A 21,721-nucleotide genomic window follows, 5' to 3' on the forward strand; every position below is an offset into this window, starting at 1 on the left:
AGATTAAAAGGGTCTAACCTTTCAGTATCCCAGGACCTATTCTGCGGACTTGGCATTTTCCGGATTGTCGAGCGGCAGACCCGCTTCGGCCATGGCCGGGCCAAATTCCTTTTCGTAGTCAGCATAGGCGTGGGGCTTGATGTCCGGGTTCCAGGGGTTCTCGTGGTGCCGGATACGGGTATCGTTCGGCAGGTTCCTGGTAGGAGACAGGAAGACGCCGCCCATGTGCATCAGCTTGCTGAAGGGGAAGTAGACCATCAGCGTGCTGACCAGGAAGACGTGCACGTAGAAAGCCGTGCCGATGCCTTCCGGAATGTGGTAGTGGAAGGTCACCAGTCCCATGGTCAGTTCCTTGATGGCGATCACGTCCACCTTGGCGAAGTACCGCATGTAGATGCCGGACAGGGCCACGGACAGGATCAGGAACACGGGGAAGAAATCCGTGACCAGGGAGATGTACCGGATCTTGCTGTCGTAGAGCCTGCGGGCGGCCAGGAAAAGCAGGCCGGCCACGATGCCCACGTCGGTCAGATACATGACCGGGGCGCCGATCTGCAGGATGCCGTCCACGAATTCCAGACCGTGCAGGAAGAACGGAATGGGCTCGAGGAAGAGCCTCAGATGGCGCAGGGCCACGATGAAGAAAGAATAATGGAAAACAATGGCGAACAGCCACAACCACTTGTTGGAGCGATACGCCACGACGGGTTTGCCGTCTACCTGGTGCAGGGACACCTTGGTGTTGCGGAACAGGGAGCGGAAGGCGAACACCTCGAGCAGCATGCGGACGAAAGTCTGCGCGCCGGTGGAGGGGTTGTCCCACTTGTTCTGCTTGAACATGGTGGTGTCGTAGGCCTGCTGCTGTCCGCCGGTGGTGGGGATGCGAAACGGGACCGCACATCGGGCCCATTTGAGCATCTTCCACACGAATCCCACGACGAAGATGATCATCGCCGTTGTCGGGACGCAGACGCCGAAGAACGTCTTCATGTGCGCCGCGCCGACGCCGAACAGCGGGATCAGCACCAGCAGGAAGACGAACAGAAGAGAGTACAAAGCATTCATCTACCGTCACCTCGCTTACGGGTTAGGCCTTGCGGGATTCCGCAGGGCCGGCCTCTATTCCTCCGGCCTTGTCGGCCGTAACGTCCACGATCATTTTTGCGCGTTTGAGCAGGTTGTGCTGGGCTCGCTTCACCTCTTCCACTCGCAGTCGATAGACGACCTCGCGGTTCTTGGAATAGATGTCGAAGGCCATCATGGAGAGGTTGTCCACCTTGGCCTCGAACCGGAGAAGCTCGCCAAGCGTGCCTTCCTGTTCCATGGTCTTGAAGAATTCGTCCCGAAGCAGCTTCTTGAGCAGAAAGATGAAACTCAGGGCCTGGGAAGGGGTGAAATTCTGCACCGCCCTGATGCGGATGAGCTTGTCCAGGGCTTCGGCCATGCCCTCCGCGTTTTTCCATTCAAGAAGATGATCGAACAGCATCTGGGCGGCCTCGTGTATGGCCGCACCGACCGGATTCTGAAAGCGATCATGTTGTTTGCGCCAGACTTTTTGCGTTTCCTTGGGGTAGGACCCGAGGATCATGTCAGCCCAGGCCTCTACGAGTTCCTGCTTTCGCTCGGCAAGTGTGTTTTCAAAGCTCATGGTATCTGCTTGAAATTTCCGAAAAAACCACAAAAACCCCCCGGAACGTCGGTTTCGGGGTTGCGTAGTGCCGGAATTTCAATCGTGTTAAATGTGAAAATCGTCACTTAAAACTTAGGAACATATTCCAAATGGCCTTGCAAACGTCAAGGTTTTTTCAAAGAAAACCCGGTAGGTGGGAATCTGTGTCGTTTGCGGGATATTCCTTGACTGGCAGGGGGTTGAAAGGAAGGCGCGATTGATGCGGAACCATGTTTTGCCGTGTGTTTCAGAGGCTTTCCACGCGGTCCCGTCCATTGTCCTTGGCCTGATACAGCGCCCGATCCGCGCGAGCCAGAGCGGCCTCGATATCCGAGTCCGAAGGATCGGCCAGAGTGACCCCGATGCTCACGGTAAAGACAATGGTTTCCGTCTCCGAAGAGGTCCTGAGTCCCTTGAGGCCGGAACGCAGGCGTTCAGCCACGGCCAGCGCGTTTTCCAGATCGAGTTCCGGCAGGAGCACCGCAAATTCCTCGCCTCCCACCCGGGCGAACACGTCCGTGTCCCTGAGGGTGTGCATGGCGAATCCGGACAATGCCTTGAGTACGCAGTCCCCGGCCAGATGCCCGTGCGTGTCGTTGATGCGTTTGAAGTGGTCGATGTCGATCATGAAAAGGGCAAGGGGCCCCTTGTACCTTCGGAACCGGTTGAATTCCTGCTCGCCGCGCACGAAGAACTGGCGGCGGTTCCATGCCCCGGTCAGGGCGTCCACCGTGGCCATGCGTCTGGTCTCGTTCTCCAGATGGACCCGTTCGGTCACGTCGTGCACGAGGGAATACAGAAGCTGGGTGCCCCTGACCATGATCGGGCCGGAATAGACCTCCACGTCCCGGACATCCCCGTTGGCCAGCCTGTGCCGGAACTGGAAATGCTTGCGGCGTTCGGATCGGGCGGCTGCCATTTCCCGGAAGATTTCCTCCTGCGAGAGGGTGTTGATCTCATCGATGCGCATGGACTTCAGCTTGTCCCGCGAATAGCCGTAAAAGGATTTGGCTGCGGGATTGGCATCCGTGATTTCCCCGGTGCGCGGGTCGATCAGCAGCATGACCGCATGGTTGTTTTCGAAAAATGAGCGGTACTGGGCCTCCCTGTCCTTGAGTATCTCCTCGGCTCGGATGCGGTCCGTGGCGTCGTGAAACGTGCCTTCGAAAGCTACGGGATCACCGGATTCGTTTCTGACCATGCGTACGCTGGCTTCCACGATAATGGTGGAACCGTCGCTTCTGACCGCCGGAAACTGGAGGCGTTTGGCGCTGCCCGTTGCCAGAAGCTGTTTTCGCAGCCGCTCCCGGTCCTGCCGGTTTGCGTAGAAATCGTTCATGGGCATGCCGGTCAACTGTTTCACGGTGTATCCGAGCGTTTCGGCTGCGGCCGGATTGGCCATGAGGATCGTGCCTTCCAGACTGACCACGAGATACCCTTCCTGCATGGTCTCGAAAATGCTGCGGAACTTCTCTTCGCTGCGGCGCATGGCCTCCTCGGCCAGCAGGCGGTCCGTGATGTCGCGGACCACGATCATGACGGCCTTGTCGCCGTCGTATTTCACGAGTGTGGCGTTGACGGCCACGGGAAACTGTCTGCCCTCGCGCGTGGTGTGGGTGCTTTCGAAGGCGGCATGGCCTTCCCGTTCGATGCGGCGAAGCAGGCTGGGCAGCCGCCGCATGTAGTTGTCCCGCTCGAGGTCCGTAATGCTGCGTTCGAGCAGCTCCTGCCGGGTGTACCCAAGGGTGCGGCAGGCCGCCTGATTCGCGTCCAGAAACCGGCCCTTCATGTCGTGAACCAGGACCGCGTTGGCTGCTGCATCGAACAGGGAGCGGTAGTTGCGCTCCACCCGGAGGATGTCCGTGATGTCCGTACCCGAGCTGAGAATGCCGCACGGCTTGCCGTCTTCTCCCTTGAGCAGCGCGTTGTTCCACGACACCATGCGCCGCCTGCCGTCTTTGGTCTGAACCTCGTTGAAGACCTTGCCCTTGCGGATGCCGCTTTCCCCGGATGCGACCCTGCGGAAAACCTGCCGAACCGTGTTGCGCGATTCCTGCGGAATCACGTGCTCGATCCAGTTCATGCCCCGCATTTCGTCGGCCTCGTATCCAAGGACGCGCAAGCCCTCCCTGTTGATCAGCTTGATGTTTCCGGCCGTGTCCAGCACCAGGATCATGGCCCCGGCAATATCAAGATAGTGCTCGGCCCGGTTGCGCTCGACTTCCGCCTTGCGCCGCATGGATTCCAGCCCGGAAATGTCGTCCAGAATGATGGAGTGGCCGGAATAGTTGCCCGTGCTGTCCGGCAGGGAACAGATGGACACCTGAAAGACTCTGGATGGCGTGAAACTTTCGGCCCTGAGCTCGAAGCACTGGGAGGAATCCGTGGTCCGGGAATCCGGCAGATCGGGCAATTCGCTCGCCAGCCAGGGAGCGAGCGCTTCGAGGGGGGGGCTGTCCCGCAGTCGGTCCTGTCTGTCCGCGCGGGCGGCATAATACGTGACCCCGGGAAGATTGTTCATCCCCACCAGTTCGGCTGCCGCGCTGTTCATGGATTCCACGTTGCGCGTCGGGGAAATCACGAAAATCGGGCAGGACAGGCTTTCGAGCACAGTCAGAAGACGATTTCTGTCCACGGAAAGCTGCCGGTTGCGTTCGGATATGCGTCCGAGTGCTCCTTCGGGGTCGTCGCATTCGCATTCCTCGGCCAGCGAAAGCTCCAGCAGGTCGAAAAAGCGCGTCAGCCCGTCCAGTCCCGCGGCAACCTCATCCGGGGCGGCCATGAGGTCCACTGCGGTTTCAAGAAACGCCAGACGGAAGCATTTGAGCAGGCCGAGAAACTGGGGCATGGAAATTCCGCGTTCTCCATGGTCGCGGGCCAGTTTGCGGATGAAGCGGGAAGCCGGGTTGTTTTTCAGACCTGCGTCGGCAATCGGTCCGGACAGCAACTCCGGATTCGCGTCCATGGTTTGGCTCAGCGCATTGGCAAGCCGGACGACGGGCATGCGCCATGCCTCCAGAACCAGGGGCGTGTATTGGGTGTAGCCGTGCTCTTTGGCCAGCTCCAGACTGCGCAGCATGAGCTTGTCTTCGTTTGCGGTCATCCACTGTCTGAGCTGTTCCATTCGCGGTTGATCCTGTGATAAGGGTTCATCATGACGTTATCCCGTTCATGGGGCGCTGACCAATTATTTCTTGGACTTCAACTCGCCATGCCCCGAACCGCGTCCCCCGGAAAAATGCGGGAAAGGAGACAGTAGAATGGGTATGTTTACCGGTATCAATCATCTGGCCATGGCCACCCCGGACATGGATGCGACCATCCGCTTCTGGCGCGATCTGCTCGGCATGCGGCTTGTAGCCGGTCTGGGCCATCCCGGCTACCGTCATTATTTCTTCCGGATTTCGGAACACGACATGATCGCGTTTTTCGAATGGCCCGATGTGCGTCGCATCCCGGAAAAGGATCACGGCGTGCCCGTGAACGGACCGCATGCCTTTGACCATGTTTCCTTTGGCGTGGCCTCGGATGATGACCTTTGGGAACTCAAGGACAGGCTCGAAGCTGCCGGAATCTGGGTGTCCGAAGTCGTGGATCACGGATTCATCCACTCCATCTACGCCTTCGATCCCAACAACATTCCCATCGAATTCAGCGCCGAAGTCCCGGGCATCGACCTGCGCAAGACCCCGGCCATGGCCGATGCCTCGCCCTGTGCCGAAGCCCGCAAGGGGCCGGAACCCCAGTCCGGAGTCTGGCCGCGCGTCACTCGTCCCACCCCGGAACACGAACGCGACATCTACGAAGGCGAAGGTCGCGCTGTCGTGGATATGATCCGGAAGCAGCAGGAAGATGCCTTCGGCGACTCAAGAACCTTTTCGAGAAAAGGTTCTTGAGAATCTCCCAAAGCTTTTTGTGTCTACGCCGCCTGAGAGGGATGAGGAAACTTGTCCGGTTCGTCTGGCGGCGTAGGGAGATGCGGAAGGGCAAAAGATTTCGCTATCAAAGAAAAAACTCGGGGGAAACAGGCGAAAGGAAAAAAGAAGTTTTTCTTTTGGACCTACCCGTCTTGAGAATTGGGAAAGGCCCGGTGAATGTCTCGACAGAGCATTCACCGGGCCTTTTTCGATTCTCAAGACAGAATGGGGATCCAAGGGGCCTTGCTCCTTGGCGGGTCCGGGCAGAGCCCGGCCCCCCGGGAGGGTCGCCGAAGGCCTGAAAAAAGACAACGCCCGGAACGCGTGGTGCGTTCCGGGCGAAATGTGGTCGGGACCACCGGGAGCCTAGACGTAGTCTCCGCGGTTGAACTTGAACCGTTCGGCAGCGGTCAGGGAATCCAGTTCATCGACAATGGCTTTGAGCCCGGGGGCAAGCTCTTCCGAGTCTTGCTTGAGGTTCGTGACTTCCTGCTCGATGCGATTCAGGGCGGCATCGGCCTCCTTGAGGCTGGCACCTCCGCCGAGTTTTGCGGCATAGTCGTCCCATTGGCCGAGGACGGATTCCACCTTGCCTACGGTGGCCTGTTCATCCGCGACGGGCCGGGTGGCGGACACGGCCTGCGGCGCGAGCAGGGGATTGACGAACAGGGGTGGTGCAACGCTCTGGGTTCCGTTGGAACCATTGGCCTTGGCCACTTCCTGATTCAGCAAATCTCCGAACCCTTCACCGGGCTTGTTGGTCCTGTTCGCCTTCTGCTGTTTGTCCGGGCGAACTCCCTCGATCTGGTCAGGATGGATTTTCATGGCAACAACTCCTCATCCTGTGGTTTGCCTGATTCAAGCAAGAAGCCTGCCAAGGATGCAAATATGATTTTATTCTTGTTTGTCAGCGTGTTATCAAAATGGCATGAACCGGAAAAAACTGCCGTGTCCTGAAAAATAACCGCGTCTGCATGATTTTTGATGTAATGCATCCAAAAGGGGTTGTCTATCCGGGCCGACCTCTGGCATGATTATTTTGAAAAATTCCCCTGCCCGGCGAAGAAAACGTGTTTCTCCGTATCGGCAAATCGAACAGGGAGAAGTGAAAAATCCACTCCAAGGAGGAGACTGACATGGCAGACATCAAGAAGATCCTGTGCGCAATTGATTTCTCGGATTACAGCCCGCTCGTTGCCGAATATGCATCCATGCTCGCCAAGTGCTCAGGGGCAAAGGTGCTTTGCCTGTATGTGGCTCCCTCCTTGAGCCAGTACGTAGGCTTTCACGTGCCGCCCAGCTCCATCGAGAATTTCGTGGGCGAGATCGTGGCCGGTGCCGAGGACACCATGAGCGCGTTCGTGAAGGAGAACTTCAAGGACCCGGCCGTGGAGGGCAAGGTGGTGACCGGATATCCGGCCGAAGAGGTGCTGGCCATTTCCGAGGCCGAGGGCTGCGACCTCATCGTCATGGGCACCCATGGCCGCAAGGGCATCGACCGCATCCTGTTCGGCTCGGTGGCGGAAAAGGTGGTCAAGTCCTCCAGATGCCCGGTGCTGACCATCCGGCCCGAATAGCCTGCCGCCCTTTACGGGCCGTGGCAAAATCGATAGAAAGAACGGCTTCGGCCGTTCTTTTTTTCGGCTGTACAAGGTAGTCAGGGGGATACATGAGAGAGTTCAGCGTCCGTCCGGAAATACTGGATTTCGATCCGTACAAGCCGGGCCTTACCATTGAGAGGATTCGGGAGACCTACGGGCTTTCCAGCGTGATCAAGCTGGCGAGCAACGAGAACCCGCTGGGTGTTTCGCCGATCGTGCGCAAGGTTGTGGAAAGGAACGCGGCCCGCGTGTTCCGGTACCCGGAAAATCATTCCCCGAGGCTCACGGCCGAGATCGCCCGCCATATGGACGTGCCCGAGGAATGCGTGCTCGTGGGCAACGGCTCGGACGAGATCATCGACATGCTGGTGCGCATGAAGGCGCAGCCCGGGGACAACATCGTGTGCTACGAGCACGCCTTTGCCATGTACCGCATGTGCGCCCGACTCAACGGGCTGGAGTATCGCGAGGTGGAGCGGGACGAGGACTACGGTCTGCCGCTGGACAGGATGGCCGAGGCTGCGGACGAACGCACGGCCATGGTCATCGTGACCAGCCCGGACAATCCCACGGGCCAGGCCGCGAGTCTGGAGGACCTGACCGTACTGGCCGGGGTTCTGCCCCGAAACTGTCTGCTGGTGGTGGACGAGGCGTACATCGACTTTGTCTGGCCGCCGGAATCCTACACCCCGCTTCAGGCGTTCGAGAAGTTCGACAACCTCGTGGTGCTGCGCACCTTTTCCAAGGCCTACGGGCTGGCCGGTCTGCGTCTGGGCTACGGCGTGCTGCCCGCGCATCTGGCCGGGCTGCTGCGCAATGCGCGCATTCCCTTTACCGTGAACCTGCTGGCCGAGGACGCGGGCATTGCGGCCCTGAACGACGACAGCTTCTACAATGAAACCCTTGCCGTGGTCATGCACGGTCGCGAGCAGTTCCTGAAGCGGCTCCCGGAACTCGGATGCCGGGTCTGGCCCAGTCAGGCGAATTTCGTCATGTTCCAGCCGCCCAGACCTGCGGGCGAGGTCTTTCAGGCTTTGCTGGAACGCGGAGTGATCGTGCGGCATCTGGCCGGGTTCGGGCTTGGCGAGAACATCCGGGTCAACGTGGGCACGGACCGGGAGAACGAACAGTTCCTGAAGCTGCTGGGCGAGGTGCTGAATGGCTGAGCCGCTCATCGTGACCATTGACGGCCCGGCCGGAGTGGGCAAGTCCACCATGGCCAAACGGCTGGCCGGGGAGCTTGCCATCCCGTATCTGGACACCGGCGCCATGTTCCGCGCCATTGCGTGGAAACTGGGGCAGGGCGCATGGGAATGGGATGATCCGTCTCTTGAGGCTGCGCTGGAAGAGTTTGAATTCGCCCTGTCCGGCACCGGGCCGGAAACCGTGCTTTCCCTGAACGGAACGCCTTTGGGCAATGAAATCCGCACCGAGGACGTGGGCATGTGGGCCTCGAACGTGGCCACGCGTCCGGTGGTGCGCTCGTTTCTGAAGCGCGCCCAGCAGAATCTGGGCAGCCGGTTTTCCCTTGTGGCCGAGGGCCGGGACATGGGCACCGTGATCTTTCCGCAGGCGCCCTGCAAGTTCTTTCTGGACGCCTCGGTGGACGTGCGCGCCGAACGCCGCCTGTTGCAGCTCCAGCTCATGGGCAGACCTGCCGATCTCGATGAACTCAAGGCGCAGATTGCCAGACGCGACCATCAGGACCGCAATCGTGCCGTGGCTCCGCTCAGGCCCGCGCAGGACGCGGTGCTTGTGGACACCTCGGACCTCGATCGGGAGCAGGTGTTTTCCGCCCTGCTTGAGGGGGTGAAACAGGGGTAGTCCGGGCGAACCGATTTTTCGCACACGCGAGACGGGGGCCGGGCACAGGGATGTCCGGCCCCTTTTTTCGGCAATCCGAGGAAAACGGTTGCCCTTGCCGATTCCGGTTGCCAGAATCGGGAATCGGTCATATTCCGCAGAGAAACGCGCATTCACTGGATTTTGCAAACCGTAACGAGTCGAACATGGGCATAGCTTCCGATCTGATCATCATCATTGTCACGGCGCTGGGCTGCGCCGTCATTGCCAGGCGGCTGGGCCAGCCTCTGGTGCTGGGGTACATCGTGGCCGGCATTCTGGTGGGACCGCATACCGTGGGCGTCACTGTCTCGGACGTGCACGACATCGAGATGCTGGCGGAAATCGGCGTTGCCCTCCTGCTGTTCGTGCTCGGAATCGAATTTTCGCTGGACGAGCTCAAGCCGGTGCGGCCCATTGCCCTGTGGGGCACACCCATCCAGATACTGGCCTGCATCGGGCTGGGGTTCGGCATCGGCGAGGTCATGGGATGGAGCAGCGAGGCCTCCCTGTGGCTGGGTGCCATCGTGTCCCTGTCCAGCACCATGGTCGTGCTCAAGACGCTGGAAAGCCGGGGGCTGCTCGGCACCCTGTCCAGCCGGGTCATGATCGGCATGCTCATTGTTCAGGACCTGGCCATCGTGCCTCTGCTCATCATTCTGCCCAAGCTCGGGAACATCGGCGCGGAAATGGGCACGCTGGGACTTGCCGTGGCCAAGGCCGCGGGATTTCTCGCCGCCGTGATCCTGCTGGGCAGGAAGGTCATTCCCGCGCTCATGGCGCGCGTGGCCCGGTGCGGCTCGCGTGAGCTCTTTCTGCTCGCCACCTGCGGCCTCGGGCTGGGCATCGGCTATGCCACGCATCTGGCCGGGCTGTCCTTTGCCTTTGGCGCATTCGTGGCCGGGCTGATCCTCAGCGAATCCGACTATGCGCACCAGACCCTGAGCAATGTCCTGCCTCTGCGCGACGTTTTCGGCCTGCTGTTCTTCGCGTCCATAGGCATGCTGCTCGATCCCGTGATCCTGATCCGTGAATGGAAGGCCGTGTTGCTGCTTCTGGCCTGCGTGGTGGTGGGCAAGGGTGTGATTTTTGCCCTGTTGTCCCGCGTGTTCCGCTACGGCCGGGTCATTCCGCTGGCAACGGGCCTCAGCATGTGCCAGATCGGCGAACTTTCCTTTCTGCTTGCGGGCGCGGGGCTGGCCTGCGGTGCATTGACCAAGGGCGAACATTCCCTGATCCTGTCCGCAGCCGTGGTCAGCATGATGCTCACCCCGCTTCTGGCCAAGGCCATATCTCCGCTGTACCGAATTCGTCAGAAGTTCTTCCGGCATGAAAAGCTGCATGTCGTGAATCTGGACCGGAGTGCCATGCGTGGCCATGTGGTGGTGATCGGCGGCGACAGCATAGGCGGGTTTCTGGCCGACATTCTCAAGCGGCTGGGCCGTCCCTATGTGGTTGTGGAAGCGAATTTCCGCCATTTCGAGTCCCTGCGCAAGGCTGGGCATCCCGTGATCTACGGCGACGCCACCAGCGAAGTGGTGCTTGAGGCCGCGAACATTCCCCATGCCCGCGTGGTGCTGGTCACCCCTCCGGGCTTCATCGTGGTGCGTACGGTCACGGCTCTGGTGCGGCAGATGAGGCCGGACGCCGTGGTGATTGGCAGGGCCAGCGGACTGGTGCAGATGGCCGATCTTGCCCGGGACGGATTGAACGTGGTGGTGGAGCCCGGACTGGAGGCCAGTCTGGAATTCATCCGCCAGACATTGGTGCAGCTCCGGCTGCCCGCCGCCGAGATCATGCGGTTCACGGACGAGGTTCACGAGGAACTCTACGCTCCGGTCTACGAGAACTCTCGTCGCGAGGAATCCCTGCACACGCTCCGGCCTTCGAACCGGCTGTTCGACATGGACTGGGTGGAACTGCCCCCGGACTCGAAGCTGGCGGACCACAGCCTGCGGGAGGTGGGCGTACGCAACCTGACCGGCGCGTCCGTCGTGGCCGTGATCCGCAATGATGCCATCCGCATCAGCCCGGCAGCCGACACCCGGCTCAGGCCCGGGGACATCGTGGCCGTGATCGGGGAGCCCGGGCATCTTGCCGCGTTCCGCGAACAGTTCGTGGCCGGAATTCCGGACAATCCGGAAGAGGCGCCTGCGTAGACCGGCGGCTTGCCTGCGCTTGCGTTTGGACGTGGCCTGCACTACATGGTGGCGAATCATGAACCGCACATTGTCCATCTCCGCAATCCTCGGCATTCTGCTGGTTGGCCTGATCGTATCCGTGGCCCGTGCGCATCCGCATGTCTTCGTGGATGCGTCCCTGAAGTTTTCCGTTGCCGACGGAAAGCTGGAAAGCGTGCGCCAGCACTGGCTGTTCGACGAATTCTTCACCAAGGCCATTCTGGCCGACATCGGTTTGCCCATTGCGGCAGTGGCTACGCCCGAAGGACAGGCCGCGGTCAAGTCCGGCGCGTTCGATTATCTGCGCAACTACAGCTACTTCACCTTTGTGGAAAATGCGGGCAAGCGGACGCCCGTGACCCGGATTCGGGATTTTGCGGCAAGTCTGGAAGAGGGGAGGCTGGTCTACGACTTCACGGTCCCTCTGGATATTCCGTTGAAAAATTTGCGGAATTTTCGGTTTGCGGTGTTCGACAGCGAGTATTACACGGACATTCTTCTTCTCAAGGACAACATCGTGTTCGAGTCGGACGGGTCGGCAGGGGTGTCCCATGCCATCCGTCTGGCAAAGGACCAGACGTATTGGGGCTATGTCGTGCCCGAGGCCGTGTGCCTGAGCGCAAATGCGGCCGGTGCCGGGATGCCGTCGCCAGTCCCGGCCGTGCAGGCCGGGGGGACAGCCAATCCCGTGCAGCGGGTCATGGCATGGGTGCTCTATTTCCAGAAGGAGCTGAAGAAACAACTCAATGAGTTCGGTTCCGGAATTCAGGGCAACCCGTTCGGTGCATCGTTCTGGCTTTTTCTGGGCCTGTCCTTCGTGTACGGCGTGGTGCATGCCGTGGGGCCGGGGCACGGCAAGACCGTGGTGTGTTCCTACTTTCTCAGCCGTCCCGGGTCATTGGCCGCAGGCGCGGTCATGGGCAACGCCATCACCTTCGTGCACATGAGTTCCGCTGCCGTGGCCGTGGGCGCGGCCTATCTGCTTTTCAGTTCGAGCATGGGCGGATTCCAGCAGGCGAGCCGGGCGCTTCAGCCCGCCAGCTTCGGCCTGATTGCGCTCATGGGGCTTTATCTCGCGTTTCAGGCCGTGTGCGAACTGCGGCGCGGTGGACTGGTCTCGGGCAAATGCACCGTGGACCATGATCTTGCCGGACGCGCTCCGGACATGAAGCACATCCTGACCGTATCCTTTGTCACCGGGCTGGTGCCGTGCCCGGGCGCGGCCGTGATTCTGGCCTTTGCCATCGGCCAGAACATCTTCTGGGCCGGACTGGCCGCCATTGTGTGCATGGCCCTTGGCATGGGCATGACCACCACGCTGTTCGCCTGGCTGGCTGTGGGGGCGCGTGGGCTGACCTTGCGCATGACCGGGCGCAACCGCAAGGCCTTCAACTGGGCCTATGGCAGCCTGTCCGTGTGCGGCGCCCTGTTCATCGCCCTGTTCGGTGCGGCCCTGTTTCTGACCTCGATCTGATTCTTTGGTACAATGCTGCATGAAGAAAGTCCCGCACGGTGATCCGTGCGGGACTTTTCGTTTGCGTTGAAAGCCGGTGGCTAGGCGAACGTCAGTTGCATTCCCACGCCCACTTCAAGCACCGGGTTTTTGCGGGCCAGCGCGATCTTGGCGGCAAGGTCCGTGCAGTGACACGGGTACAGGGTCTCCAGATTCAGGGATGCGAAATAGTCTGCGGTCTTTTCCAGCCGTTCCTCGGGCGCGTCCAGCAGATGGAAGCCGCCGAACACCGACCGGACGCAGTCCACGCCCGTGACCTTGCGCGCATGCTCGACAATGGCGCAGATGCCGGAATGGGCGCAGCCCGAGATGACCACCAGTCCGGAATCCGTGACCAGAGCCAGTCCCGAATCCTCGGGCATGTAGTCCGGGATCGGACCATCGGGTTCCAGCCGGTCGCCGATGGCGTCACCCTGTTCGAAGTCGAAGATGCGCGGGATTTCTCCGAGAAAATGCAGATTGTCGGTCAGTGCGAACGGCGTGTCGGACAGGGTCGTGGGAAACTGGCGGTCAAGCTTCTCCTGATCCATGAGCATGCCGATTTCCTGACGCGGAGGCTCGACCTTTGGCGTGAATACGCCGGGATGGGCCAGAAGCCGGGGCCGGGAGTAGGGTCGCTTGAACACCACGGCGTCCATGTACTGCCGTATCAGTCCGTCCAGTCCCCACGTGTGGTCGCTGTGGCCGTGGGAAAGCACGATCCAGTCGAGGTGCAGCATGTCGATGCCCATGCAGCTCGCGTTTTCCAGAAACGTGTTCGTGTAGCCCGTGTCGAAAAGGATGCGTTGCCCCTGGTCTTCCAGAAGCAGGGAAAACGCGGCCTCGCCGCGCAGGTATTTGCCGATAAGGGTGTTGTTCTCCATGAGAACCGTAAGTTTCATATATTCTCCGCTGGTTAGGACTGGAACGCCGCCATGAATTGCTATATAGCGATACCATGCTGAACCGCAACGTCTTTATCCCGGTCCTGTTCTGCCTGCTCCTTGCCCCGGCCTCGGCCTTCGCTGCCGAAGCCTCCTTTCTCACGGTCATTGACGGCGATTCCATTCTCGTGGAATTCGAGCAGCGAACGCGCGAAGTCCGGCTGATCGGCATTGATGCACCGGAATGGGGACAGGAGTGGGGCGTGGAAGCCAAGGCCTTTGCCATGAACTTCTGTTTCGGGCGGGAAATCCGTCTGGAGTTCGACAGGGAACGGTTCGACAAGTACGGTCGGCTGCTTGCCTATGTCTGGTGCGGGGAACGGCTGCTGAACCGGATGCTGGTGCGCGAGGGGCTGGCTTTGGCCGTTCCGATCAGACCGAACACGCGCAGGGCCGGAGAATTTTCGGCTGCCGAGGCGCAGGCCCGCAAGATGCGCAAGGGAATCTGGGCCAAGGGCGGTCTGAAGCAGACGCCTGCCCAATGGCGGCAGGACCACAGGAAAAAGGAACGTTAGGATTCGATCGGATCGGAATCCGATGCTTCCTGCGGAGATTCCTTTTTTGCAACGGTCTGCTGTGTCTGTGCGGCATCTTCTGCCGCTTTTCTTCCGAAAAGAATCGCCTCGGCATCCTGTTTTGTCAGGGGCCTGTGGAAATAGAAGCCCTGTACGCTTTCGCAGCGCAGATCGAGCAGGGAGCAGAGCTGATCCCTGTCCTCCACGCCTTCGGCGATCACGTTCAGGTCGAGACTGTGCGCCAGCGCAATGACTGCCTTGACGATTTCCATGTTCTCCGGGTCCGTGTTCATGCGGGAGATGAAACTGCGGTCCACCTTGAGGGTATCCACCGGAAGTTGGCGGAGCTGGCTCAGGGAGGAATACCCGGTGCCGAAGTCGTCGATGGAAAAGCCGATTCCCGCGGAGCGCAGGCGTTTGAGCACGCGCACCGCGGCCTCGGGGTTGTCCATGATCGCGGATTCCGTGATCTCCAGCTTGAGCGCCGAGGGCGGAAGTCCGAATTCCTCGAGCAGGGCCAGCACGCTCCGGTCGAGATCCGGCTGGGCAAATTGCTTGCTGGAAAGGTTCACGGATACGAACAGGTGGTGCGTGTCGTCCGACTGCTTCCGCCATTCGGCAAGGTCCTTGAGGGATTGTCGCAGCACCCATCTGCCCAGATCGCTGATCTGACCGGAATCCTCGGCCATGGGGATGAATTCCGAGGGCGGGATGCTGCCCCGGGTCGGATGGTCCCAGCGGGCCAGCGCCTCGAATCCCAGCACGCGGTTGCTGCTGATGTCCATGATGGGCTGGTAGCGCACGTGGAACGCGCCGTGCGCCAGTCCCCGCCGCATGTCGTTTTCCAGATTCAGCTGGTCCACGGCGTGGTCGAGCATTCTGGTGGTGAAGACCTTGAAGTGGTTCCGTCCGGCTTCCTTGGCCCGGTGCATGGCGATGTTGGCATGCTGGAGCACGTCCTCGGGCCGGTCGCTGCCCGTGGGACTGAGCACGATGCCGAAGCTGCCGGTTGTCTGCACCTCGTGGTTGCCGAATCGGAACGGCTGGGAAAGGCTCTGCCGTATGCGTTTCACTATGGAGATGGCCTCGCCCGGGGAAGCGAGTTCATCCAGAAGCAGCACGAATTCGTCCCCGCCGAATCGCGACACCGTATCCAGACTGCGCACATGGGACTTCAGGCGGTTTCCGGTCTCCATGAGCACCAGATCACCGAACCGGTGCCCCAGGGAATCATTGATGATCTTGAAACGGTCCAGATCGAGAAAGGCCACGGCGAAATAATAGCTTTCGCGTCGCTTGGCGCGGTGCATCGCCTGTTCGATGCGGTCCAGACACAGGGTCCGGTTTGCCAGTGCTGTCAGGGGATCGTGCAGCGCCTGATGCCGGAGCTGTTCCTCCATGGCCTTTCCGTCCGTGATGTCCCGAAAGCTGTAGCGCACGCCCAGCGGCTTGCCCTTGATGCCGGAAACCCGGCGCGCCACGGCCCCGACCCAGCGCTCCTCGCCGTGACTGGTCCGGATGCGGAAATCCAGTGTGCCGCTTTCCCTGCGGTCCATTTCCCGGGCATAGGTATCCCACGCCTTGCGGTCCTCGGGGATCACGATATCCCGCATCAGGGTCGGATTCTCGAAAAAACGTTCGGGCGGATGGCCCGTGATGCGTTCGCAGGCCGGGGAGCTGTAGAGTATGGTCTTGTCCGGGCCGACCCATGCTTCCCAGTCGTAGGCGAAGTCCGCAATGGTTCTGTACCGCTCCTCGCCTTCCTTGAGAGCGAGAAACAATCGTTCCCGCTGTGTCTTGATGCGCTGGGCCCGCTGTTCGCTCAGTGCCGCCTGCCGCAGGATGTAGGCCTGAAGGAGAAAGACGATCAGAAGCAGGAGTCCGAATCCGGCAAAGGTCCGGTTGCGGAACTGGTTGATCTGGGCCTGCACGTCGGCCATGTAGACGCCGGACCCCACGACCCAGCCCCATGGTTCGTAGAGACGCACGTACGAGGTCTTGCGGCTTTCGGCTCCGGGCTTGTCCTTGAATTGCCAGTAGTATTGCACGAAACCGCCACCCTGGAGCGCCGTGCTGATGAACTCGTTGAAAATGGCCTTGCCTGTGGAGTCGGTGTAGTCGGAAAGGTCCTTGCCTTCCAGGTCCGAGCGGTATGGGTGCATGACCATCACGGAGTTCAGGTCGTTTATCCAGATGTAGTCCTTGCGTTCATCCCCGTAGCGCATGGCGCGGAGCTGTTCCTCGCCCAGATGTTTGGCCCGGGATTCGGAAATGCGGCCGAGATCGGCTTCCAGCTTGAAGCGTTCCAGCATTCCCACGGCCACGTTGACGAAATCCCGGGCCACGTATTTGCGATGGTGGCGGTAGCTGTGTTCCAGCGCCGGGAGAAAGATCAGAAACACGGCAGCGGCAAAGATGCTCAGGACAAGGATGGAGGGCATGAGGATGCGTAGCGGGGTGAGCCGGACAAGAGTGGGAAATCGGGAATTCGGCATGATTCGGCAGCGCTCCGTTAAAGACGTTCCTCGGTATCAGGAATACGATAAGGCCGAAGAAAAAGAAAGGGTCAGGTCGAATCGAAGCGTCAATCCTGCGAAACGACCTTGTTTCGACCGGTCTGCTTGGCCTGATACAGGGCTATGTCCGCATTCTTGAGCAGAATCTCCACGCTGGAAACTTCCTGGTTCAGGGTGGCCACACCGATGCTCACGGTAATGGAGATGTCACCGGACTGCGTGGCAATGGAACTGTTTTCCACGGCGATGCGCAGGCGTTCGGCCACTTCCATGGCGCTATTCATCCCGGTTTCCGGCAGAAGCACGGCGAATTCCTCGCCGCCCAGCCTGCCGAGCACGTCGGCTTTGCGCAGGGATTGCGCGGAGGTGGCCGCCAGTCCGCGGAGCACTTCATCGCCCACGTCGTGACCGTACGTATCGTTGACCTTCTTGAAGTGGTCGATGTCCATCATGAACAGGGACAGGGAGCGTCCGTAGCGGAGGGAACTGCCGAATTCCCGTTGGGCCAGTTCCATGAAGCGTCTGCGGTTGAACAGGTTGGTCAGGCTGTCCGTGGTTGCCAGCTCGCGCAACCGGGCTTCGGTCTGCTTGCGGTCGGTGATGTCGCGGATCGTGGCCACGGCATACCATTGTCCGCTCAGACGGAATGCGGAAACCGACCGTTCGGCCGGGAATGTGGACCCGTCCTTGCGTCTGCCCGTGACCTCCTGAATGTTGCCGATGACGGATCCCTTGCCAGTGATGGCGAACTGGAACATGCCCCGCTTGGCCACGTTCCGGTCCTGCTCCGGGGCCACGAGGTCGTGGACTTCCTGCCCCAGAGCCTGCTGCTCGGTGTAGCCGAACAGCTTTTCCGCAGCATGGTTCCAGAAGGAAATTCGTCCGTTGAAGTCGATCATCACGATGGCATCGTACGCGGACTCCGCCAGAGCCCGCAGCTTGCGCTCGCTGGCCTTGACCGTGGATTCGATGCGTTTGCGGTCCGTGATGTTCATGCCTGCACCCCGGTATCCGCTGAATTTGCCGTCCTCGTCGAAATAGGGCACGCCGCTGAGTTGCAGCCAGATGATTTCTCCGCCCTTGGTCACGAAGCGGGTTTCGATGTTGGAGAACTCATCCCGCGCTGCAACCGCATCGTCGCGCCAGCGGGCGAAATCCTCGACATCCGCCTTGGGCATGAATTCCTCGGGATAGTGGCCGGTGATTTCCGAAGGGGAGTAGGCAAGTACGCCCTCCACATCGCTCGTGATGAAGGTGAATCGACCGTCCGCATTGGTTTCCCATATGAATTCGCCCACGGACTGGCTTACGTCGCGGAAGCGCTGTTCGGATTGGCGCAGCGCGGCCTCGGCCTTTCGCTGGGCCGTGACGTCGCGCAGGATGACAGCAACCCGGTCTGCCTTGCCGTCCGATCCCTTGGCCGGGTGCGTGTTGATCAGCATGATGCGTCGATTGATGGTTTCCTCGCTCTGGATCGGTCTTGTCGTCCGCAGCACTTCGGCCATTGTCCGGCGCTGCCGTTCCGCCACATCCCTGGGCAGAAGTTCGAAGACGTTCGAGCCGATGATCGCGGTCGGTGTCAGGTTGAGAAGTCTGGCACCGGCTTCGTTGGCCGAGACCGCGATGCCGTTGAGATCGAGCAGAAACGCGCTTTCATCCAGCGCGTCAAGCAGGGCGCGCGCGGTTTCCTCGCTGCGTCGGAGTTTGGCTTCATCCTCCTTGCGTCGGGTCATGTTCCGCATGGAGCCGACAGCATACCAGCGGTCCTTGAGATGAAAGGCGGAGATCGCGAGTTCCACTGGAACGTAGCCGCCGGACTTGCGCTTGGCCGAAACCTCCAGAGTGTGACCGAGGACCTTGCCCCTGCCCTGCCTGCGGAATTCGCGAAAGCCTGTGGAAGCCGAGCCGCTGTCCGCTTCGGATGCGAGCAGAGGGTGCATCTCCTGTCCCATGATCTCGTCCGAGGTGTAGCCCAGAAGCCGTTCCGCAGCCGGATTCCAATAGATGATGCGGTCTTCGTCATCCACCATGACAATGGCGTCCTGAGCCGATTGGCTGATGGCCAGCGTGCGTTCCTCGTTTTCCCGGAGCTGTGCTTCCACCTGGCGTTGCCTGATGCGGTATTCCGCCGCGAACCAGCTTCCCGCAGCCAGCAGCATGGTGAACAGGCCGGTCAGGGCCGCATACAGGGGAATCCAGGGCAGGGAGAGGTCATCCGGGCGAACCTGGGTTACGATCTTCCAGATCGTGGTATTGTTTTCCCTGTTTCTGGGAATGAGTTCGGGGCTCTGGTTCGGGTCCACTCTCAGGGTATTGAAGGAAAACAGGCCGGATTTCGTGAAAATGTGCCCGTTGTTGCGGGACTTGATGAATTCCCATGCCTCGGGGAACAGTTCGGGCATGCTCATGTGCTTGCGTTCCTCGATCACATGCCCCCATTCCATGTCGGGCTGCGGAGCAAGCATCCAGTGTCCGGAGCGGCTCAGGAGCATGACCGCGCCTTCGGTCCCTGCGGCCTGCTGTCGGAGCAGTTCCAGAAGTCGGCCGCCATCGAAGTTGAGCACGACCACGCCCAGCTTCCTGTCGGAGCGGGAAAGCACGGGCGAGGAGAACCGGAGCGTGGGGCGAAACGGCAGTTCGACTTCTCCGTGTTCGATGTTCAGGTCGAACCGGGAGATGTGGACTTCTCCTCGGGACAGGGCCAGAGCTTCCCGGAAATAGTATCGCGATGTCTTTTCCTGAAGAAAGGCCTCGGGCACGACCACGGGACCGGCGAACGTGCGGTTGATGCGTACCCGTTCCATGCCCTGCGGGCTGAGAAAACGTATCTGGAAATAGGAGATGTTGCTGCGGGCGAAATCCGCGAAATCGCCGGAAAGCACGCGCAGGGCCGAGGGATTGTCCGGGGCGTCTTCCAGTTGCCGGGCCGTGAGCCGAGCCAGAAAGCGGATGTCTGCACTCAGGCTGGCGATTTCCCGGGCCACGGTCTGGCTTTCCAGGGCGACGAGCGCGTCCTGACGGTCCTGTATGCGGGTCGTGTGAATCTGATTTCGGGAAATGACGAACCATGTGGAGACGATGGCGATGGCCACGGCAATGGGAGCGAATAGCAGAATGAACTGGCGGAGCGTGGGGGAGAAGTGCCCCTGTCTTTCCGGGGGGTGGTTCTGATGGGGGACCGTCATGTTTCCCTCGCCGTGACCACGGTGTTCTTGCCCTGCTTCTTGGCGCGGACGAGCGCACCCTGAATGCGTGCCAGAAAATCTTCCATGGTGTCGTCCGGAGAGATTCGGGTCACGCCGACGCTGACGGTCATGTGGATTGATCCGCCGAAAAGCTTGTGGTCGATGAATCCCCGGATCTTTTCCCCCAGAGCCGCAGCCTTGTCCGTCTCGGTGTGCGTGGCCAGAACAATGAACTTGCCTCCACGCCAGCGGAACAGGAAGTCCGTGCCCCGGATGCGGCGGCTCACGTTCCGGGCCAGATTGGCCAGAAGCTTGTCCCCGGTGCCGTAGCCGTGTTTGTCGTTGATGGCGCGAAAGTCGTCCACATCGAACATGATGGCCGAGAGCGGGGTGCCGTATCGGCGCACGGCTTCGATTTCGCGGTGGATGATCGTGTCGAACATCTGCCGGTTGTAGACCCGGGTGACCGGATCGAGCACGGCCAGTTCCTTGAGCTGCTTGCCGAGTCTCCGGGCCTGTTCCCGTTCCTGCCCGAGCAGGGGGAGAATGCGCTTGAAGAGGAGAAGGGCCTGGGAGAGCAGGAGGAAAAGCCCGCCGACCATGATCAGGTAGAGGAGTTTCAGGGAGACGTCCGGCGCATTGCCCGGCGAAACGAGCAGGTCGTAGCTGATGCCGAAATTGGCAACCAGAACCGCAACCAGTCCGGCAAGGGACAGGAGGTAGTAGAGCTTGTAGCGGCTGCGGTGCCCTGGTCCGGGATATTGGTCGCTGCCCATGCATTACACCGGGTTGAGGTTGCGCCCGAGGTGGGCCTTTGACCTCAATGTAGGGATTTTCCGGTCAAAAATCCAGAGGTGCGAAGTTATTCCGGCAGCTTTCCTTCAAATGTATAATACAGGCCGCCGATGTCGGTGTCGCGGTCGTAGCGGACCTCCACGGAAAAATCCGGCCACATCCAGCCGTAGCGGCTGCCTACTCTGCGGCCCGGGCCGAAGCGCATCATGAGCCGTTCGCGGATCAGGAAATGATTGGCCTCGCCCTTGAAGGCAACGCCAACCCTGTAGAGTCGATCCTTGCGGAAATAGTAGGCAACGGACATGAGGTCCGCCTCGCCGAAGGTCAGGGGCTCTTCCCTGCGAAAATAGGTGTTCCTGTAGGATCGATCCGGGACCGGGACCATGTCCGGGATGTCCTGAAGGCGGGTTCCCCAGACCATGCCGCGAAAATCTGCGGGCGGGCGGCTGGCAGCGAATTCCCCGGCCAGTGCCGGGAGGGCGACGGCCAGAACGGCCAGGATCAGGGACAGAGCTCTTGTTCGCATGTATTCCTCCGTGGGTGGGCATTGTACGGGCTTTGCCGCTGAATGCAAGACCGGGGCCGAGGCCCGGGGTGGTCGGGGAGGGTCTCCTTGTGGTAGTTTCTGTTGACAAGGAGGCGTCATGCAAAGAATCATTCTGGTTTTCCTGCTTTTGGCCGGATTGGGCCTGACAGCGTGTTCCCCGCGCAGTGATTCCGCTGCGGTCGATCAGCGCATGGACCGGCTGGAAAAGCGTCTGGATGCCCTGGAGACCGGAAATCGGGCGGACATGGCAAAACTGACCCGGGAAGTCGCCGGGCTTCGGGAAGCTCTGGAAAAGGCCCTGACGTCGGAACCGATCCCCGGCGAGTCCGCGGGCAGGTCGCCGGACAGGAACCTTGACGAGGCCGCCCGCGAGTTTGCCCGGGAAAACATGGAAAAGATGCTCGACCTGACCCGTCGCATTCTGGATCGGCTGGAGCGTGAAGTTGATGAAAAATTGCGTCCGGATGCTGTCCCGGAATCCGGCGAGACGCAAACCGAAGAAACCATCTGATGGAGAA

General features: G+C 60.5%; 17 protein-coding genes. 8 read left to right on the forward strand and 9 right to left on the reverse strand.

Going from position 1 to position 21,721, the window contains the following annotated elements; all coding sequences use genetic code 11:
• Nucleotides 1–36: 36 nt before the first annotated feature.
• From dsrM to MPN23_RS14385, 3 genes are all read right to left on the reverse strand, one after another.
• Nucleotides 37–1,065: a sulfate reduction electron transfer complex DsrMKJOP subunit DsrM gene (gene dsrM / locus MPN23_RS14375; protein ID WP_243544893.1), complete on the reverse strand. Its 1,029-nt coding sequence runs from the start codon at nucleotides 1,063–1,065 to the stop codon at nucleotides 37–39.
• Nucleotides 1,066–1,087: 22 nt separating this feature from the next.
• Entirely contained in the window at nucleotides 1,088–1,648 is a 561-nt protein-coding gene (locus tag MPN23_RS14380; protein WP_243544894.1) for an RsbRD N-terminal domain-containing protein, read from the reverse strand.
• Between the two features lie 268 nt (nucleotides 1,649–1,916).
• Nucleotides 1,917–4,793, reverse strand: coding sequence for a PAS domain S-box protein (locus MPN23_RS14385; RefSeq protein WP_243544895.1), 2,877 nt, complete (start codon nucleotides 4,791–4,793; stop codon nucleotides 1,917–1,919).
• Between the two features lie 136 nt (nucleotides 4,794–4,929).
• Here MPN23_RS14385 and MPN23_RS14390 point away from each other — a divergent pair, with 136 nt between their 5' ends.
• Complete coding sequence (locus MPN23_RS14390; protein WP_243544896.1) at nucleotides 4,930–5,565, forward strand: VOC family protein; 636 nt, start codon at nucleotides 4,930–4,932, stop codon at nucleotides 5,563–5,565.
• 387 nt (nucleotides 5,566–5,952) lie between these two features.
• On the opposite strand, the gene MPN23_RS14395 is transcribed toward MPN23_RS14390, so the two are convergent.
• Entirely contained in the window at nucleotides 5,953–6,411 is a 459-nt protein-coding gene (locus tag MPN23_RS14395; RefSeq protein ID WP_243544897.1) for a flagellar assembly protein FliX, read from the reverse strand.
• 311 nt (nucleotides 6,412–6,722) lie between these two features.
• On the opposite strand from MPN23_RS14395, the gene MPN23_RS14400 reads away from it, so the two are divergent.
• The 5 genes from MPN23_RS14400 to MPN23_RS14420 all read left to right on the forward strand — a co-directional run bounded on the left by MPN23_RS14400 (nucleotide 6,723) and on the right by MPN23_RS14420 (nucleotide 12,683).
• The gene (locus tag MPN23_RS14400) at nucleotides 6,723–7,163 is read left to right on the forward strand and encodes a universal stress protein (protein WP_243544898.1); all 441 of its coding nucleotides are present in this window, start codon (nucleotides 6,723–6,725) and stop codon (nucleotides 7,161–7,163) included.
• A 92-nt stretch (nucleotides 7,164–7,255) separates the two neighbouring features.
• Entirely contained in the window at nucleotides 7,256–8,353 is a 1,098-nt protein-coding gene (gene hisC / locus MPN23_RS14405; RefSeq protein ID WP_243544899.1) for a histidinol-phosphate transaminase, read from the forward strand.
• Nucleotides 8,346–9,011 carry a (d)CMP kinase gene (cmk, locus tag MPN23_RS14410; protein WP_243544900.1) on the forward strand — a complete coding sequence of 222 codons (666 nt, stop codon included), beginning with the start codon at nucleotides 8,346–8,348 and terminating at the stop codon, nucleotides 9,009–9,011. Before hisC ends, cmk begins: the two co-directional genes overlap by 8 nt.
• 185 nt (nucleotides 9,012–9,196) lie before the next feature.
• Nucleotides 9,197–11,188: a monovalent cation:proton antiporter family protein gene (locus MPN23_RS14415; protein WP_243544901.1), complete on the forward strand. Its 1,992-nt coding sequence runs from the start codon at nucleotides 9,197–9,199 to the stop codon at nucleotides 11,186–11,188.
• Between the two features lie 58 nt (nucleotides 11,189–11,246).
• A complete protein-coding gene (locus tag MPN23_RS14420) occupies nucleotides 11,247–12,683 on the forward strand; it encodes a HoxN/HupN/NixA family nickel/cobalt transporter (RefSeq protein WP_243544902.1) in 1,437 nt (478 codons plus the stop codon).
• 80 nt (nucleotides 12,684–12,763) lie between these two features.
• Here MPN23_RS14420 and MPN23_RS14425 read toward each other — a convergent pair whose 3' ends face one another.
• Nucleotides 12,764–13,603, reverse strand: coding sequence for an MBL fold metallo-hydrolase (locus MPN23_RS14425; RefSeq protein ID WP_243544903.1), 840 nt, complete (start codon nucleotides 13,601–13,603; stop codon nucleotides 12,764–12,766).
• 56 nt (nucleotides 13,604–13,659) lie between these two features.
• On the opposite strand from MPN23_RS14425, the gene MPN23_RS14430 reads away from it, so the two are divergent.
• A complete protein-coding gene (locus tag MPN23_RS14430; protein WP_243544904.1) occupies nucleotides 13,660–14,160 on the forward strand; it encodes a thermonuclease family protein in 501 nt (166 codons plus the stop codon).
• On the opposite strand, the gene MPN23_RS14435 is transcribed toward MPN23_RS14430, so the two are convergent.
• The 4 genes from MPN23_RS14435 to MPN23_RS14450 form a co-directional block, all read right to left on the reverse strand.
• Nucleotides 14,157–16,655, reverse strand: a complete 2,499-nt coding sequence (locus tag MPN23_RS14435) for an EAL domain-containing protein (protein ID WP_243544905.1) — start codon at nucleotides 16,653–16,655, stop codon at nucleotides 14,157–14,159. The two genes, MPN23_RS14430 and MPN23_RS14435, sit on opposite strands and share 4 nt — an antisense overlap.
• Before the next feature lie 89 nt (nucleotides 16,656–16,744).
• Nucleotides 16,745–19,861, reverse strand: coding sequence for a sensor domain-containing diguanylate cyclase (locus MPN23_RS14440; protein ID WP_243544906.1), 3,117 nt, complete (start codon nucleotides 19,859–19,861; stop codon nucleotides 16,745–16,747).
• Nucleotides 19,858–20,637: a GGDEF domain-containing protein gene (locus MPN23_RS14445; protein WP_243544907.1), complete on the reverse strand. Its 780-nt coding sequence runs from the start codon at nucleotides 20,635–20,637 to the stop codon at nucleotides 19,858–19,860. Before MPN23_RS14445 ends, MPN23_RS14440 begins: the two co-directional genes overlap by 4 nt.
• An 86-nt stretch (nucleotides 20,638–20,723) precedes the next feature.
• Nucleotides 20,724–21,182: a hypothetical protein gene (locus MPN23_RS14450; protein ID WP_243544908.1), complete on the reverse strand. Its 459-nt coding sequence runs from the start codon at nucleotides 21,180–21,182 to the stop codon at nucleotides 20,724–20,726.
• 118 nt (nucleotides 21,183–21,300) lie between these two features.
• Here MPN23_RS14450 and MPN23_RS14455 point away from each other — a divergent pair, with 118 nt between their 5' ends.
• Complete coding sequence (locus MPN23_RS14455; RefSeq protein WP_243544909.1) at nucleotides 21,301–21,714, forward strand: hypothetical protein; 414 nt, start codon at nucleotides 21,301–21,303, stop codon at nucleotides 21,712–21,714.
• Nucleotides 21,715–21,721: the final 7 nt, after the last annotated feature.

Origin of the sequence: Pseudodesulfovibrio tunisiensis, from assembly GCF_022809775.1 — a bacterium.
In the GTDB taxonomy this organism is placed as follows: Bacteria; Desulfobacterota; Desulfovibrionia; order Desulfovibrionales; family Desulfovibrionaceae; genus Pseudodesulfovibrio; species Pseudodesulfovibrio tunisiensis.